Annotated in this window: 16 protein-coding genes; 1 reads left to right on the plus strand and 15 read right to left on the minus strand. The window is 32.5% G+C overall.

Annotation, left to right across the window (positions count from 1 at the left end):
* Positions 1-202, minus strand: a 202-nt coding sequence (locus tag B5D41_RS07145) for a helix-turn-helix domain-containing protein (RefSeq protein ID WP_143555677.1), incomplete at its 3' end; no start/stop codon positions are given.
* A gap of 180 nt (positions 203-382) precedes the next feature.
* On the opposite strand from B5D41_RS07145, the gene B5D41_RS14605 reads away from it, so the two are divergent.
* Positions 383-559, plus strand: coding sequence for a hypothetical protein (locus B5D41_RS14605; protein ID WP_234983915.1), 177 nt, complete (start codon positions 383-385; stop codon positions 557-559).
* A gap of 36 nt (positions 560-595) precedes the next feature.
* Here B5D41_RS14605 and B5D41_RS07155 read toward each other — a convergent pair whose 3' ends face one another.
* The 14 genes from B5D41_RS07155 to B5D41_RS07220 all read right to left on the minus strand — a co-directional run bounded on the left by B5D41_RS07155 (position 596) and on the right by B5D41_RS07220 (position 13,954).
* On the minus strand, positions 596-1,108 hold the full coding sequence (locus tag B5D41_RS07155; protein ID WP_078809943.1) for a hypothetical protein: 513 nt from the start codon (positions 1,106-1,108) through the stop codon (positions 596-598).
* Between the two features lie 125 nt (positions 1,109-1,233).
* Positions 1,234-2,535, minus strand: coding sequence for a glutamate-1-semialdehyde 2,1-aminomutase (gene hemL / locus B5D41_RS07160; RefSeq protein WP_078809944.1), 1,302 nt, complete (start codon positions 2,533-2,535; stop codon positions 1,234-1,236).
* Between the two features lie 49 nt (positions 2,536-2,584).
* A complete protein-coding gene (gene ahbB / locus B5D41_RS07165; protein WP_078809945.1) occupies positions 2,585-3,079 on the minus strand; it encodes a siroheme decarboxylase subunit beta in 495 nt (164 codons plus the stop codon).
* Positions 3,079-3,567, minus strand: coding sequence for a siroheme decarboxylase subunit alpha (gene ahbA, locus B5D41_RS07170; protein WP_078809946.1), 489 nt, complete (start codon positions 3,565-3,567; stop codon positions 3,079-3,081). The genes ahbB and ahbA overlap by 1 nt, the downstream gene beginning before the upstream one ends.
* Entirely contained in the window at positions 3,564-4,559 is a 996-nt protein-coding gene (nirJ2, locus tag B5D41_RS07175) for a putative heme d1 biosynthesis radical SAM protein NirJ2 (protein WP_078809947.1), read from the minus strand. The genes ahbA and nirJ2 overlap by 4 nt, the downstream gene beginning before the upstream one ends.
* A gap of 4 nt (positions 4,560-4,563) precedes the next feature.
* A complete protein-coding gene (gene hemB / locus B5D41_RS07180; RefSeq protein WP_078809948.1) occupies positions 4,564-5,541 on the minus strand; it encodes a porphobilinogen synthase in 978 nt (325 codons plus the stop codon).
* A gap of 62 nt (positions 5,542-5,603) precedes the next feature.
* Positions 5,604-6,782 carry a putative heme d1 biosynthesis radical SAM protein NirJ1 gene (nirJ1, locus tag B5D41_RS07185; protein ID WP_078809949.1) on the minus strand — a complete coding sequence of 393 codons (1,179 nt, stop codon included), beginning with the start codon at positions 6,780-6,782 and terminating at the stop codon, positions 5,604-5,606.
* Positions 6,783-6,815: 33 nt separating this feature from the next.
* Positions 6,816-8,327, minus strand: coding sequence for a uroporphyrinogen-III C-methyltransferase (gene cobA, locus B5D41_RS07190; protein WP_078809950.1), 1,512 nt, complete (start codon positions 8,325-8,327; stop codon positions 6,816-6,818).
* A complete protein-coding gene (hemC, locus tag B5D41_RS07195) occupies positions 8,327-9,271 on the minus strand; it encodes a hydroxymethylbilane synthase (RefSeq protein ID WP_078809951.1) in 945 nt (314 codons plus the stop codon). Before hemC ends, cobA begins: the two co-directional genes overlap by 1 nt.
* Positions 9,261-9,989, minus strand: coding sequence for a precorrin-2 dehydrogenase/sirohydrochlorin ferrochelatase family protein (locus B5D41_RS07200; RefSeq protein ID WP_200806434.1), 729 nt, complete (start codon positions 9,987-9,989; stop codon positions 9,261-9,263). The genes hemC and B5D41_RS07200 overlap by 11 nt, the downstream gene beginning before the upstream one ends.
* Positions 9,990-10,116: 127 nt before the next feature.
* Positions 10,117-10,941, minus strand: coding sequence for a c-type cytochrome biogenesis protein CcsB (gene ccsB, locus B5D41_RS07205; protein WP_159442916.1), 825 nt, complete (start codon positions 10,939-10,941; stop codon positions 10,117-10,119).
* A gap of 1 nt (position 10,942) precedes the next feature.
* On the minus strand, positions 10,943-12,223 hold the full coding sequence (gene hemA / locus B5D41_RS07210) for a glutamyl-tRNA reductase (RefSeq protein WP_078809954.1): 1,281 nt from the start codon (positions 12,221-12,223) through the stop codon (positions 10,943-10,945).
* A 160-nt stretch (positions 12,224-12,383) separates the two neighbouring features.
* Positions 12,384-12,911 carry a NapC/NirT family cytochrome c gene (locus B5D41_RS07215; RefSeq protein WP_078809955.1) on the minus strand — a complete coding sequence of 176 codons (528 nt, stop codon included), beginning with the start codon at positions 12,909-12,911 and terminating at the stop codon, positions 12,384-12,386.
* Positions 12,912-12,949: 38 nt separating this feature from the next.
* Entirely contained in the window at positions 12,950-13,954 is a 1,005-nt protein-coding gene (locus B5D41_RS07220) for a polyprenyl synthetase family protein (protein WP_078809956.1), read from the minus strand.
* Between the last annotated feature and the right edge of the window lies 1 nt (position 13,955).

Here is a 13,955-nt window from a genome sequence, read left to right on the forward strand (position 1 = left end):
TATCAGACCAATCTGCGTTTTTAAAAGTAGTTAAACCCTTTTTTATTTCTCGGCTTATTGTTGTCCTATGACAGTTCATTTCTCGGGCTATTTCACTATAATTTTTATTTTGCTTATTATATAAATGAGCAATAATCTTACGAGCTCCTAGTTTTAAATGTTTCCCTTTTTCTCTTTCTATGATATAATTACTTTGACGCATATTTGTGCCTCCTTAATGTTTAAGTGTGGTTACTTAACATTTTATCAGAGGAACAAGTATGTGTCATTTTTTTATTAGCCCGTGCATTTAATTATACAATGCACCCCTAATAACTATATCTTTCCTGTATACCTGACTTTATTATGGAGATAGTAAATATTAAATGAGGAGGGAAATTAAATGCAACTAACAAGCAAAGAAAAAAGTTATCTACAAGATGCTAAAAAACATGAGGAAATGTGTGTTAAAAAGAAGAACAACAGCATGCAGAACAGATCTTTAATGCTATGCAACAACGCGGTTGGTATAATCCCGAAAGCAACCAATAAAACTATATTATTTTCAGTGTCAGTGTAATTCCACTCTTACCCTGACACTGATTTCATAATAAATCTATTCTATCGAAATTAGGTTACCAGCTTTGATAGAAAATAAATCTACAAAACTAAAAATAATTATAATTAATAAAAGTTGATTAGTTATAGTTGCTGCTATAAAACTGACAACAGCTACATCAACACTAGTAATAATCCCTAATTTTATTAAAATAGCCATTTTATCCTCTTCTACATCTCCTACACTCAATCTATCCTCTATAACCTTTATTCTTTTAAATTTATTATTAACAACGTATGTTTTATTTGGGTCTTTCATAATTATATAGAATAATAAGCTGATTGCTCCTAATAGTAAGACACTAATTAATTTAGAAATCTCTGTTCCTGCTAAGATGAAAGTTAATCTTCCTAAAAGAGTAGTAATAGTAATTAATATAATAATATATCCAAGTATAATTAATAAATTAGAATACTCTATCTCCCCACACTCTTTTTTATATACCAGTCCACTATAAAAGCTATCTATACTAACTAATACAGCTAGTAAAACTAAGGTTCCTACTCCCAAGCTAAGTACCTCCTTTATAGGTCTTTATCTCATTATCTATAATATGATACTAATAGGAAAAGTGTGTTTCATTGCTTGGGAAATGAAAAAAGTAGCAGAACAATAATAGCCCTGCTACTTAAATTTTATAAATTTTCTTTTACTGCCTTTAAAGCATTATAATTAGCTTCAATAGTCTTTTGAATATCCTTATCAGTATGAGCTAAGGACATGAATGCTGCTTCAAATTGTGAACATCCCAAGTAAATACCTTGCTCTAACATTTTTCTAAAATAAATAGCAAATGAATCAGTATCACATTCTTGGGCAGTAGCATAATCTACTACTGGATTTTCATTAAAGAAGAGACTAAACATAGCTCCTTCTCTGGATTGATAACAATTAAGTCCTAACTTCTCTAAATTATCTTTAATTCCTTCATTCAACTTAGCTGACTTTTCTTCTAACTGTTCATAAACTCCTGGTTCTCCTAAAAGTTTTAAAGTTTCGATCCCTGCTGTCATAGCTAATGGATTCCCAGATAAAGTTCCAGCTTGATAGACTGGACCATCTGGCGCAATATGATTCATGATTTCTTCTTTTCCTCCATAAGCACCTACTGGCAATCCTCCGCCAATTATTTTACCTAGACAGGTTAAGTCAGGTGTTACTCCATACTTCTCTTGTACACCGCCGTAAGCCACTCTAAAACCGGTCATTACTTCATCAAAGATTAATAGCGACTCATATTCATTGGTAACCTTTCTTAAACCTTCTAAATATCCTTTTTTAGGTCTAATAACTCCCATATTACCGGTTACTGGTTCCAAAATAATTGCTGCAATATCGTCACCATATTTGTCAAAAATATCTTTAACTGCATCTAAATCATTATAAGGTGCAGCTATAGTCTCCTTAGCAATCTTCTCCGGAACACCAGGACTACCTGGAATCCCTAGAGTTGTCACTCCAGAACCTGCATTAATTAATAAGCTATCTCCATGCCCATGATAGCAACCAGTCAATTTTATAATTTTATCTTTACCAGTATATCCTCTTGCTAACCTTAAAGCACTCATAGTAGCTTCAGTACCGGAATTGACCATTCTTACTTTTTCAATTGACGGCACAGCTTCTACTACTAATTTAGCCATTTCAGTCTCTAATGTAGTTGGTGTCCCAAAACTAGAACCTTTAGCCACCGCTCCTTGTATAGCTTCTGTTACTTTAGGATGAGAGTGACCTACAATCATCGGTCCCCAAGAACCTACATAATCAATATACTCATTCCCATCGGCATCATACATTTTAGAACCTTCAGCTTCTTCAATGAAAAGCGGTTCAGCCCCTACCGAACTAAAAGCACGTACTGGGCTATTAACTCCACCAGGAATTACTTCTTTTGCTTCCTGAAATAATTCATTTGATTTCTTTCTGTCTAAACTCATAATTTATGTAATCTTCACCTCCAAAAGTTATTAATAACAACTTATTTAATTATTCTTCCTCACGAAAGTATTTCATACTCACTTTCTTTAATTGCTCAGTGCTATATAAAATAGTATATTCTTCAATTCCTGTCTTTTTAGAAATATCTTTTGCTACTCTTTCTACATCTTCTTTACTTCGACCATGAATCATACTAAATAAACTATAAGGCCAATCAGGATAAGTTGGCCTCTCATAAACATGGCTAATTTCATCATAAGTCGCCATTAATTTACCTATTTCTTCTCGCTTTTCTTCTGGTATTATCCAAGCACCCATACCATTAAAGGAATAACCTGATTCACGATGGTGAAGAATGACCCCCATGCGACGCAATTTACCTTCTTCATCTAATCTATTTAATCTAGTTAAGAGTTCATCCTCTGTTATTCCTATCTTCTCTGCAATTTTTCTATATGGTCTTGCTTCTAATGATAAATCTTCTTGAACTTCTCTAATAATTGCTTTATCTATTTTATCTATTTCATCAATTTCAACAGGCATTATGAAACCTCCTTTTCTGATTGATCCTCTTTCATATTAAGATTAACACCTAATTTAAAGAATCGAGTTGCAGGCAAATTTCTTAAGGTTTTAATCCCTGTTAAATCTGAAATTTCATTAAATTGCTTTTCTAATTCTTCCTCAGAAGGAGCAATTAAAGTAAACCAGAGATTAAATTTATGGTTTCTACGATAATTGTGAGTTACACCGTGATACTCATTAATCATCTCAGCTACATCATAATATTTATCTTCTTCTACTTTAGCAGCTACTAAAGTACTGACATATCCTAATTTTTTTGAACTGAAGATTCCACCTAATCTTCTAATGTATCCTGTCTCTTTTAAATTCTTTAATCTTTCAATTACTTCTTCACCACTGATATCTAATCTGCTACCAATCTCTTCGTAAGGATTAGCTATTAATGGAAAGTTGCGTTGAGTAATATTTAGTAATTCTTTATCTATTTGGTCTAGTTCTTTTTTCATGCACATCCACCTCTATGACACCAAGGTTCTCCGGCCATATAATCACCATCTGAATAGTAATAGGCTCTAGCTCTACAGCCGCCACAGATATCAGTATGTCCACAGCTTCCACAACTACCACTATAATCCATAGTCCTTAATTCATTAAAGATTTCAGCATCCTCCCAAATTTCATCAAAAGGAGTATCTTTGACATTCCCTACTTCTACTGGAAGATAAGGACAGATATGAACCTCTCCGTTAGGTAGAATACAACAATAATCTGTACCTGCTAAACAACCACGAGTAAATCGCATGTCCATATCTTTTTCTTTAGCTGCTGGCATAAACTGCGGGGCACAAGTCGGCTTTAATTCAATATCGACTTCCTGCTGCTTTTCTAAAATCCGATCAATCATATTATGGTAACGTTTAGCTCTAACCGAATCCCTTTCGATTTCCTTTCCTCTTCCAGTTGGCACTAAGAAGAAAGGATGATGAGCTTTAACACCTAAATCTATTACAAAATCAGTAATCTCTTCAAATTCATCATAATTAACATCGGTAATAGTAGTATTAATCTGCACTGAAATTCCTACTTCAATACAATTCTTAATTCCTTCTACTGCTTTTTCCCAAGCACCCTCAAATTGTCTAAATTCATCATGTATTTTAGGATCAACACTGTCAAGACTAATCCCCATACCGGCAGTTCCAGCATTTTTTAATTTCTTAGCAACCTCTTTAGTAATATACATTCCATTAGAACCAAATACAGGCCGCATTCCTAAACTAGCAGCATGTTCAACTAATTCATAAATATCATCCCGTAATAAAGGCTCCCCACCACTAAAAATCATAATTTTAAAACCAGCTTTAGCAATCTCATCTAACATTTTCTTACCTTCTTCAGTAGTTAATTCATCATTTTGTTTTGCTTCAGGTCCTGATTCTCTATAACAATGTTTACAGTATAAATTACATTCTTTAGTAGTATTCCAAGAAATAATCATTATCTTATTCCTCCCTTAACCATTCTGCTACATCTTTAGCAAAATAAGTCAGAATTAAATCTGTTCCAGCCCGCTTCATACTTAACAACATCTCTAAAACTATTTCTTTTTCATTAACCCAACCTTTTTCGGTTGCTGCTTTAATTAATGAAAATTCACCACTAACATTATAAGCTGCTACTGGATAATTAAATTCTTCTTTAATCTCTTTAATAATATCTAAATATGATAAAGCAGGTTTAACCATTACAATATCTGCACCTTCTTCTATATCCAAGGCAGTCTCTTTTATAGCTTCTCTACTATTTGCTGGATCCATTTGATAAGAACGACGGTCACCTTCCTGTGGAGCAGAATGGGCTGCATCTCTAAATGGTCCATAAAAACTAGAAGCATATTTAGCTGAATAAGCCATAATTGATACATCTTCAAATCCATTCTCATCTAATCCCTGACGAATAGCTCCTACTCTGCCATCCATCATATCAGAAGGAGCTACCATATCAGCACCTGCTCTAGCGTGAGAGACTGCTGTCTGTGCTAATAATTCTAATGTTGGATCATTCTTGACTTTCCCATCTTCTAATATACCACAATGACCATGATCTGTGTATTGACAGAGACATACATCAGTGATAACTAATAATTCTGGGTACTTTTCTTTAATCTTTTGACAAGCCTGCTGTACTATTCCTTCTTCAGCCCAAGCATTAGAACCTTGAGGATCTTTTGATTCAGGAATTCCAAATAAAATTACAGCTTTAATCCCTAAATCAACTAACTCCTCTATCTCATCCATAACTAAATCTAAAGACCAATGATAATTACCTGGCATTGATGGAATTTCTTCTTTAATTCCTTCTCCATGTACTACAAATAGCGGATAGATTAAATCATCAACACTCAGCTGTGATTCCTTAACTAAATCTCGAATATTACTATTTCTTATTCTTCGTGGTCTTTTAATTAAATCTGGGAACATACTTTTCACACTCCTCTGTTACTGATCATCACTTACAAATTATAGCTTACGTCTACAACTTATTATTCTAAACCAATCTCTTCATCGGTTAAATAACAAGCAGGATCTTCATGCCAAAAGTCATCATGTATTGCTTCAGCTCTTGATCTAAAGTTACCATTACATACTTCCAACCACTTACATTTAGCACAACGTCCTTTTAATAATGGCTTCCTATCCTTTAAACCTGCTAAGATTTCATTCTTAGAAGTGTCAGTCCAAATTTCACTAAATTTACGTTCACGAACATTACCAAAAGTATGGTTTTGAGTAAATTGATCAGGATGTACATCCCCAATCCAATTTACATTAGCAATCGCAATCCCTGTTCTATTTCCACCGTTTCTACTCAATAGCTCCCAAACTTCTTCTGCTTTTTCAGGATATTCTTCCTTCATTCTTAAATATAAATAAATTCCGTCAGCATGGTTGTCTACAGTTAAAATTTCTTTGTCCAAACCTCGATCTAAAAAGTCCATAGTCCTATCGATAATTAGATCCATTACTTTTCTAGACTCTTCTAAAGAAATATCTTCCTTAACCATTTCACTTCCACGACCAGAATAAACTAAATGATAGAAACAAGCCCGAGGAATATTCTCTTCTTCAATTAAATCAAAAATATCATTTAAATCCTTATAATTATGACGATTAATAGTAAATCTTAAGCCTACTCTTTGGTCAATCTCTAAACAATTATGCATTCCTTCTAAAGCTTTATCAAAAGCTCCATCTTTACCTCTAAATTTATCATTTGTTTCTGGCATTCCATCAAGACTAATACCAACATAACCTACTCCTATATTTTTAAGTCTTTGAGCAACTTCTTTAGTAATCAATGTTCCATTAGTAGAGATAGTAGGTCTAATTCCTTTCTCAGCAGTATACTCTGCTAATTCGAAAATATCATCACGAATTAATGGTTCCCCACCAGAAAATAATAATACTGGTACATTAAAATCTGCTAAGTCATCAATAAATTTCTTAGCTTCTTTAGTTGTTAACTCACCATCATATTGTTGATAATCTGAATCTGAATAACAGTGGGTACAACTTAAATTACAAGTTCTAGTCATATTCCAGACCACAATCGGACCGCTTCCTTCTCTAGTACCATGTTTTTGCCCTTTTGACTTACGGCTATATCTTAATTTATCACCGTATTGTTTTGCGCCACCTAATAGTTTTGAAACACCAATCATAATTTATCCCACCTTTATTAATTTTAAATAAATTTATTTTACATACTTTAACAAAGCATCTACCAGACCATCTATCGTATATTCTTCAGCAATTATATCTACATCTAATCCTAAATCTCCAGCAGTATCTGCAGTAATAGGACCAATACAAGCAATAGTTACGTCAGCCAATAATTCTTCATGATCACGATCACCTAACATTTTAACAAAATTTCTAACTGTAGATGAACTAGTAAAAGTTATAATATCTACTTCTTCTTCATTTATTAATTTTAATGCTTCCTTATTACCTTCACCCGTAATAGTTTTATAAGCTACTACATTATCAACTTTAGCACCTTTTTCTTTTAATCCTGCTGGCAATGCATCCCGAGCAATATTTGCTCTTGGTAGTAAGAATTTCTGGTTAGAAAGATCTTCATCTAAACCTTCTACAATAGACTCAGCTACATATTTTTCTGGAACATAATCTACTTTCAATCCGGATTTTTCTAGTTCTTCAGCAGTCTTTGAACCAATGGCACAGATTTTAGCATTACCAAATGCCCGTACATCTTTATTTAACTCTTTTAATCTGTTTATAACTCCTTTAACTCCATTAACACTAGTAAAGACCACCCAATCATACTCATCAGCTTTTAATAACTTTTTATCCAATGATTTAAAATCTTCTGGAGGAACAATTTTAATCGCTGGACATTCTACTGGATCCGCTCCTAATTCGTATAATTTCTTAGAAAGCCTACTAGCTTGTTTTCTAGATCTAGTTACTAAGATCCGCTTACCGAATAAATCTTTATTATCAAACCATTGTAATCTCTCTCTTAATTCAACCACATCACCAACTAAAGTAATAGCAGGCGGCTTTAATTCTGCTTCCTTTACTTTTTTCACTATAGTATTCAAATTACCAACTACTGTCTCTTGTTCTGGTCTAGTCCCCCAACGAATTAAAGCTACTGAAGTTTCAGGATCACGCCCATGCTTCTTTAACTGCTTAACAATATTAGGTAAGTTTCCAACTCCCATTAAGAAAACAATTGTTCCTGTAGCAGTAGATAACTTTTCCCAATCAATATTTGATTCATCTTTAGTAGGATCTTCATGACCGGTTACAAAAGCTACTGACGAATTAAAATCTCGATGTGTTAGAGGAATTCCTGCATAAGCTGGAACAGCTATTGGAGAAGTAATTCCTGGTACAATTTCAAATTCAACTCCATGCTCTCGTAAATATTCTGCTTCTTCTCCTCCTCGACCAAAGATAAAAGGATCTCCCCCCTTAAGTCTCGTGATGACTTTTCCTTCTTTAGCCTTTTGAACTATTATATCATTAATCTTTCCTTGAGAATATGTATGATCTCCAGCCTTCTTACCTACATAGATTAACTCTACTTCTTCAGATGCTTCAGTTAATAATTGAGGGTTAGCTAAATAATCATAAATTAATACATCAGCATCTTTGATTGCTTCTAACCCTTTGACCGTAATTAACTTTGGATCTCCTGGGCCTGCACCAACTAAAAAGACTTTTCCCTTCTTCATTATTTATCAGTCTCCTGTCTTGCTTTTTTTAATATTTGATGAGCACCTTTCTTAGCTAAATCTTTAGCTAATTTAACCCCTAGATCACTTGCTTCATCCACAATACCTGAAATCGTTGCCTGTAAGGTTTCTTTACCATCTAAAGTTGCTACCATTCCTTCTAAATTGATGTTATCTCCTTCAACTTTAGCTAAAGCACCAATAGGAACTTGACAGTCACCTTCTAAATATTCTAGAAAAGCTCTTTCTGCTTCTAAACGATACTTGGTTTCTTGATCATCAATCCTTGAAACAATCTCTTTAATCTTTTCATCATCTTCTCTAGTTTCAATAGCCAACGCACCTTGTCCAGCAGCTGGTAAAATCACATCAGGTTCTAAATATTGAGTAATCTTATCTTCCCAGCCCATTCTAATTAAACCAGCAGCAGCTAAAACAATGGCATCTAAATTTAATTCTTCATCCTGTAATTTCTTTATTCTAGTATCTATATTACCTCTAATTGGAACTATATCTAAATCAGAACGATAACTTAACAATTGAGAAGTTCGGCGCAAACTACCTGTTCCAATTCTAGCCCCTTTAGGTAACTCATCAATTAACAAATTATTATTAGAAATTAAAACATCACGAGGATTTACCCGCTTAGGAATAGCTGTAATTTCTAAATTATTTGGTAATTCTGCTGGCATATCCTTCATGCTATGTATTGCCAAATCTATTTTAGACTCCAAAAGTGAAACTTCTAATTCTTTAATGAATAAGCCTTTACCACCTACTTGAGCTAAAGGCTTATCTAAAATTTTATCACCTTTAGTTACAATCTTTTTTAATTCAAATTCATATTCAGCCCAAGCATCAGCTAACATATCTGCTACTAATTGTGTCTGACCAACAGCCAGTTGGCTTTTTCTAGTTCCAATAATTACTTTATTATTCTTCATTATTCGCCTCCTTTACCTCAATGATTTTAAATTTATCATCATCTTGATCATCTTGATCATCTTGATCATCTAGCAATGCAACTTTAATTTCACTAGGTAAGATATTATTGATTATTTCTATTGCTTGTTGATAACTTCCTTCTTGCATGTATTTAATCGCTTTAGAATAGGCTAAATCTTTAAAAATTTGTTTTCTAACTCTTTCCTTATTAACTTTAGCAATGATTTTTCCTCTTAAATCTCCCATTAGTTCTAGGAAGTGATCGTATTCAACTCCAAAACCTTCTTCTAATTCCCTTCTAATTCTACCAGAGAGCGCTGGGCTCTTCCCACCCGTAGAGATACTTAAACATAATGCACCTTCCCTAACTACTGCTGGTACATTGAAGTTTGATATCTCCGGTTGGTCAACAATATTAACTAACAAATTTCTAGCAAAAGCATCTTCAGCTATTTGTTTATTAACATCGGGGGAATTTGTAGCCCCTATTACTAGGAATTCATCCTCAATATCAGCCGTTTGATAGTTCTTTCTCTCACAAGAAATTAAATCCTGATCCTTTTGCTCCTCTAGTTTAGGAGTTAATTCTGGACTGACAACTGTAATATCTGCTCCTGTCTCTAATAAAGCACCTACTTTTCTTTCAGCTACAGTCCCTCCACCAACTACTAATATTGATTTATTATCTAAATTTAATGCTATTGGATAATGACTCAATATTTTACCCCCTTAAATTTTTTATAATATAATTAATATATTCTATACAAATTAGATATAACCTTGCAACCGTACAAAAGTTCACTAATAATTCATTTTTAAGAAGTATTATACCTTTTTGAATTAATTAAGTAAAATTATGCAAACTGGATGAAATAAAAGTTAATCCTAAATAAGTAATTAAGATAGTTAAAAATCCGATTACAGTAATATATGCACTATTTTTTTTACTCAAATTATTCCTGGCTCTATTATATAAATATATGGCATATATTAACCAAACTATCCCAGTCCACACTTGTTTAGCATTCCAATTCCAGTACATACCCCAGACTTGATTAGCCCATAGGGAACCAGTGATAATTCCAGTCGTTAATAATGGAAAACCAATCATTATCAATTGATAGCTTAGCTTATCTAATTTATTGAGTGAAGGTAATCGATAATAAAAACGAGATGGTGTTTTATCATTTAATTGTTTCTCTTGTAAAAGATAGGCAACACTTATACAAAAAGCTAAAGTAAAGACACCATAGCTAATGAAAATAGCTGAAGTATGAATATCTAACCATATGCTATGGATCTCTGCTGGTAAATTATCTATTTCATTAGGTAAAAAACTAGCATATAAAAGTACTAATGAATTAAAGGGAATAATAAATGCTCCTAATACTCTAACCTTATATAGATATTCAATTAACATATAAATAATAATTATAGTCCAAGTTATTAATAAAAGAGTTTCATAGAAATTTTTTATAGGTAAGTAGCCTGTTTGTAAAATCAAAATTAACAGACTTAAAGTATGAGTTCCTATCCCAACATACAGAAGGTTTGATGTCCAATGATTTGGGCTTTTAGGATTGGAAAAGAATTCACGTTTAATATAAAATCCGCCACTAAATAAATAAATTATTAAAGTTATTTTAAATAATATTTGAGACCAGTCCATTTTACTCATCCTCCTCATTATTCTTTAAACCGAATAATTTATTAACAGCTTGAAGATACAACTGGCCATTTTCAATATTAGCAAACTCTTTAACTTGAACAGTAGGTTTATGCAATAATTTATTAATAATTTTATAAGTTAACCCTTTAATTATATTCTTATCTTCTTCATCGATACCGTCTATCTTTGCCAAGGCTCTTTCTAATTCTTTTTGCCTAATTTGCTCAGCTTGTTTTCTTAAAGATTTAATAATTGGAACTACATCTCTAGAGTTTCTCCAGGTATTAAAATCTTTAACTTCTTCTTCAATAATTTCTTTAACAGATGAAACACAGGCTTCACTTTTCTTTAAATTTGCATTAACTACTGATTCTAAGTCATCAATATTATACGCATAAACATTTTCAATTTGATGAATATTAGGGTCTATATCTCTCGGTACCGCAATATCTATAAAGAATAAAGGTTTATCATTACGTTTAATTAAGATATCCTTAACCATATCATAATTTACTATATAGTGTGGAGCTCCAGTAGAACTAATAACTATATCTACTTTATTAAACCAGTTGTCAACTTCTTCCCATTTAATCGCTTGACCATTAAACTGCTCAGCTAAATTAACCGCTTTAGAAAAGGTTCGATTAGCCACAACAACTTTATCAACCCCATGATCAACTAAGCTTTTTAAAGTTAATTTACTCATTTCTCCAGCCCCTAAAATTAAAACAACTTCTTCATCTAAAGTACCAAATATCTTATTAGCTAATTCAACTGCTGCATAACTAACTGATGCAGCATTATCATTAATAGCTGTTTCATGCCTTGCTCTTTTACCTACTTTTAAAGAATCAGTAAATAACTGATGAAGAATAGTGCTTATAGTTTCTTTTTCCCGGGCTAAATTAAAAGCATCTTTAACTTGACCTAAAATCTGTGCTTCTCCTAATACCATTGAATCTAATCCTGAAGCAACACGATATAAATGAGTAACAGCCCCCAAATCAAAATAATAATACATATATTCTTCTAATTCCTCTTTAGATAGAGAAGAAAATTCACTTAAAAGATTTAAAATGAATTTTATACCTACTTCTTTTTTCAAACTTACCACATAAACTTCAGTCCGATTACAAGTAGCTAAAATTATTCCTTCTTCTATTTCATCATCTTCATCTATTCTTTCTAAGGCTGCATCTTTCTCTTTTGAAGTAAACGATATCTGTTCTCTAATTTCCACCGGAGCTGTCTTATGATTTAAGCCCATAGTTACAATAGTCACAATGGTGGCCTCCTTAGTAGAGTAATAAATCAGCATAAAGGATTACTAGTTTTTTAAAAAACTAGTAATCCTTTATGTCACAATTGTATATTCTTCAAGCATCAATCAAATATGACAATAATTATTATGTTATTTTACTATAGTATTTAATGTTTTAATTTTAATCTGTAGAATGACACTGTGCACAATTATTTATATCCGTAACATCATGACATTTAGCACAAGTATCCATACTTGGTTTTGATGCCTTTAAACTCTCAGCATGTACTACATCCTCATGACATGTAACACACTCTAAATCTTTTTCCATATGACTGTCATGTGGTATCTTTATATTCTCCACTTTAGAAACTTGACCAATATCTTTATGACATTTAATACATCTTTTATCTGGAACATGAGCTACAATCTCTTCTGGTACATTATTAGTTACTACTTGATATAACTGTCTTGTTCCTGCTATTTTAACTTTAACTTTTCCAATTATACCTGAATCAGCATGACATTTTAAGCAATTAACATCCTTATGGGTAGTATTCTCCCAAGTTTGATAAGCCTCATCCATCACATGACAAGAATTACAAAATTGTGGTGTTGAAGTGTATTCAATAGCCCCAACACTAAATACGATTAAAAGAATAAAAACACCAACAATTACTTTCCAGTTTAAATAATCTTTAATAGCCATATAACTTATCCCCTTTCTAATAATTTCTAATTACTATTTTAAATTGTTACCCCAGTTTCTAATGGTTTTATCCCCTTATAAGAGTTGATTACAGTATGTGCCATTAACTGTAATGAGCTCTTGGCTGGTGAGTCTGAAAAAGGACTTAGAGAATCTAAGGCTTGATTAATGTATTGTTGACTTATTTTAATAGTATATTCTACTGCCCCTGAATTTCTTAGAATCTCTAATGCTTTCTTAATCTCTTGGTCAGAATTTTGATGCTTAACAATTACCTCTTCTAAAAATTCCTGTTCTATAGATTCACGCAAAGCATAAAGTACTGGTAAAGTTAAAGTACCTTGTCGCAAATCATCTCCAGGTTCCTTTCCTAAGTCTTCTTTATCAGCAACTATATCATTTAAATCATTGATAATTTGGAAAGCAATCCCGATTTTCTTACCATAATTCTCAATGGAATCTAATTGTTGAGGAGTAAATCCTGAAACCATACCTCCTAATCTACAACTTGCTGCAATTAAAAGAGCTGTTTTCTTTGTGATTTTATCTACATAATCTTTCATTTGTTGGTTTAAATCATGATTAGTTACAGCTTGCTTGGCTTCTCCCTCACAAATTGAACCCACAACATCTAACATATACGATAATAATCTCTTATCTTCATATTCCAGAAGTAATTTTAATGCTTGAGTATATAATAAATCTCCACTTAAAACTGCTACCTTATTACCCCAGTCTCTATTAACTGTATTCTCTCCTCTGCGATGAAAAGAATTATCAATTACATCATCATGAATTAATGTTGCCATATGCAATAATTCGACTGATGCTGCAGCAGAAGTTAGTTCCTCAACTGAATATTCTTCACTTAATTTTCCGGTTAATAGAACCATCAATGGCCTTAATCTTTTACCACCAGCTTCTAATAATCTATTTGAAATTCTATATAATAGATTAAACTTTGTTTCAGTTATTTCTTGTAACTGATTCTCTACTTTCTGTAACTCCTTGTTAAGTGATGGCATCATTTCTAATTTAATCATT

The organism is Selenihalanaerobacter shriftii (assembly GCF_900167185.1).
GTDB lineage: Bacteria > Bacillota > Halanaerobiia > Halobacteroidales > Acetohalobiaceae > Selenihalanaerobacter > Selenihalanaerobacter shriftii.

What these genes read in the sequence shown, in the direction of transcription:
- B5D41_RS07215 (WP_078809955.1), bottom strand. Translation starts at nt 12,911, where the DNA reads ATGGCTATTAAAGATTATTTAAACTGGAAAGTAATTGTTGGTGTTTTT.
- hemB (WP_078809948.1), bottom strand. Translation starts at nt 5,541, where the DNA reads ATGTTCCCAGATTTAATTAAAAGACCACGAAGAATAAGAAATAGTAAT.
- ahbB (WP_078809945.1), bottom strand. Translation starts at nt 3,079, where the DNA reads ATGCCTGTTGAAATTGATGAAATAGATAAAATAGATAAAGCAATTATT.
- nirJ2 (WP_078809947.1), bottom strand. Translation starts at nt 4,559, where the DNA reads ATGATTATTTCTTGGAATACTACTAAAGAATGTAATTTATACTGTAAA.
- ccsB (WP_159442916.1), bottom strand. Translation starts at nt 10,941, where the DNA reads ATGGACTGGTCTCAAATATTATTTAAAATAACTTTAATAATTTATTTA.
- cobA (WP_078809950.1), bottom strand. Translation starts at nt 8,327, where the DNA reads ATGAAGAAGGGAAAAGTCTTTTTAGTTGGTGCAGGCCCAGGAGATCCA.
- B5D41_RS07220 (WP_078809956.1), bottom strand. Translation starts at nt 13,954, where the DNA reads ATGATTAAATTAGAAATGATGCCATCACTTAACAAGGAGTTACAGAAA.
- ahbA (WP_078809946.1), bottom strand. Translation starts at nt 3,567, where the DNA reads ATGAAAAAAGAACTAGACCAAATAGATAAAGAATTACTAAATATTACT.
- hemC (WP_078809951.1), bottom strand. Translation starts at nt 9,271, where the DNA reads ATGAAGAATAATAAAGTAATTATTGGAACTAGAAAAAGCCAACTGGCT.
- B5D41_RS14605 (WP_234983915.1), top strand. Translation starts at nt 383, where the DNA reads ATGCAACTAACAAGCAAAGAAAAAAGTTATCTACAAGATGCTAAAAAA.
- nirJ1 (WP_078809949.1), bottom strand. Translation starts at nt 6,782, where the DNA reads ATGATTGGTGTTTCAAAACTATTAGGTGGCGCAAAACAATACGGTGAT.
- hemL (WP_078809944.1), bottom strand. Translation starts at nt 2,535, where the DNA reads ATGAGTTTAGACAGAAAGAAATCAAATGAATTATTTCAGGAAGCAAAA.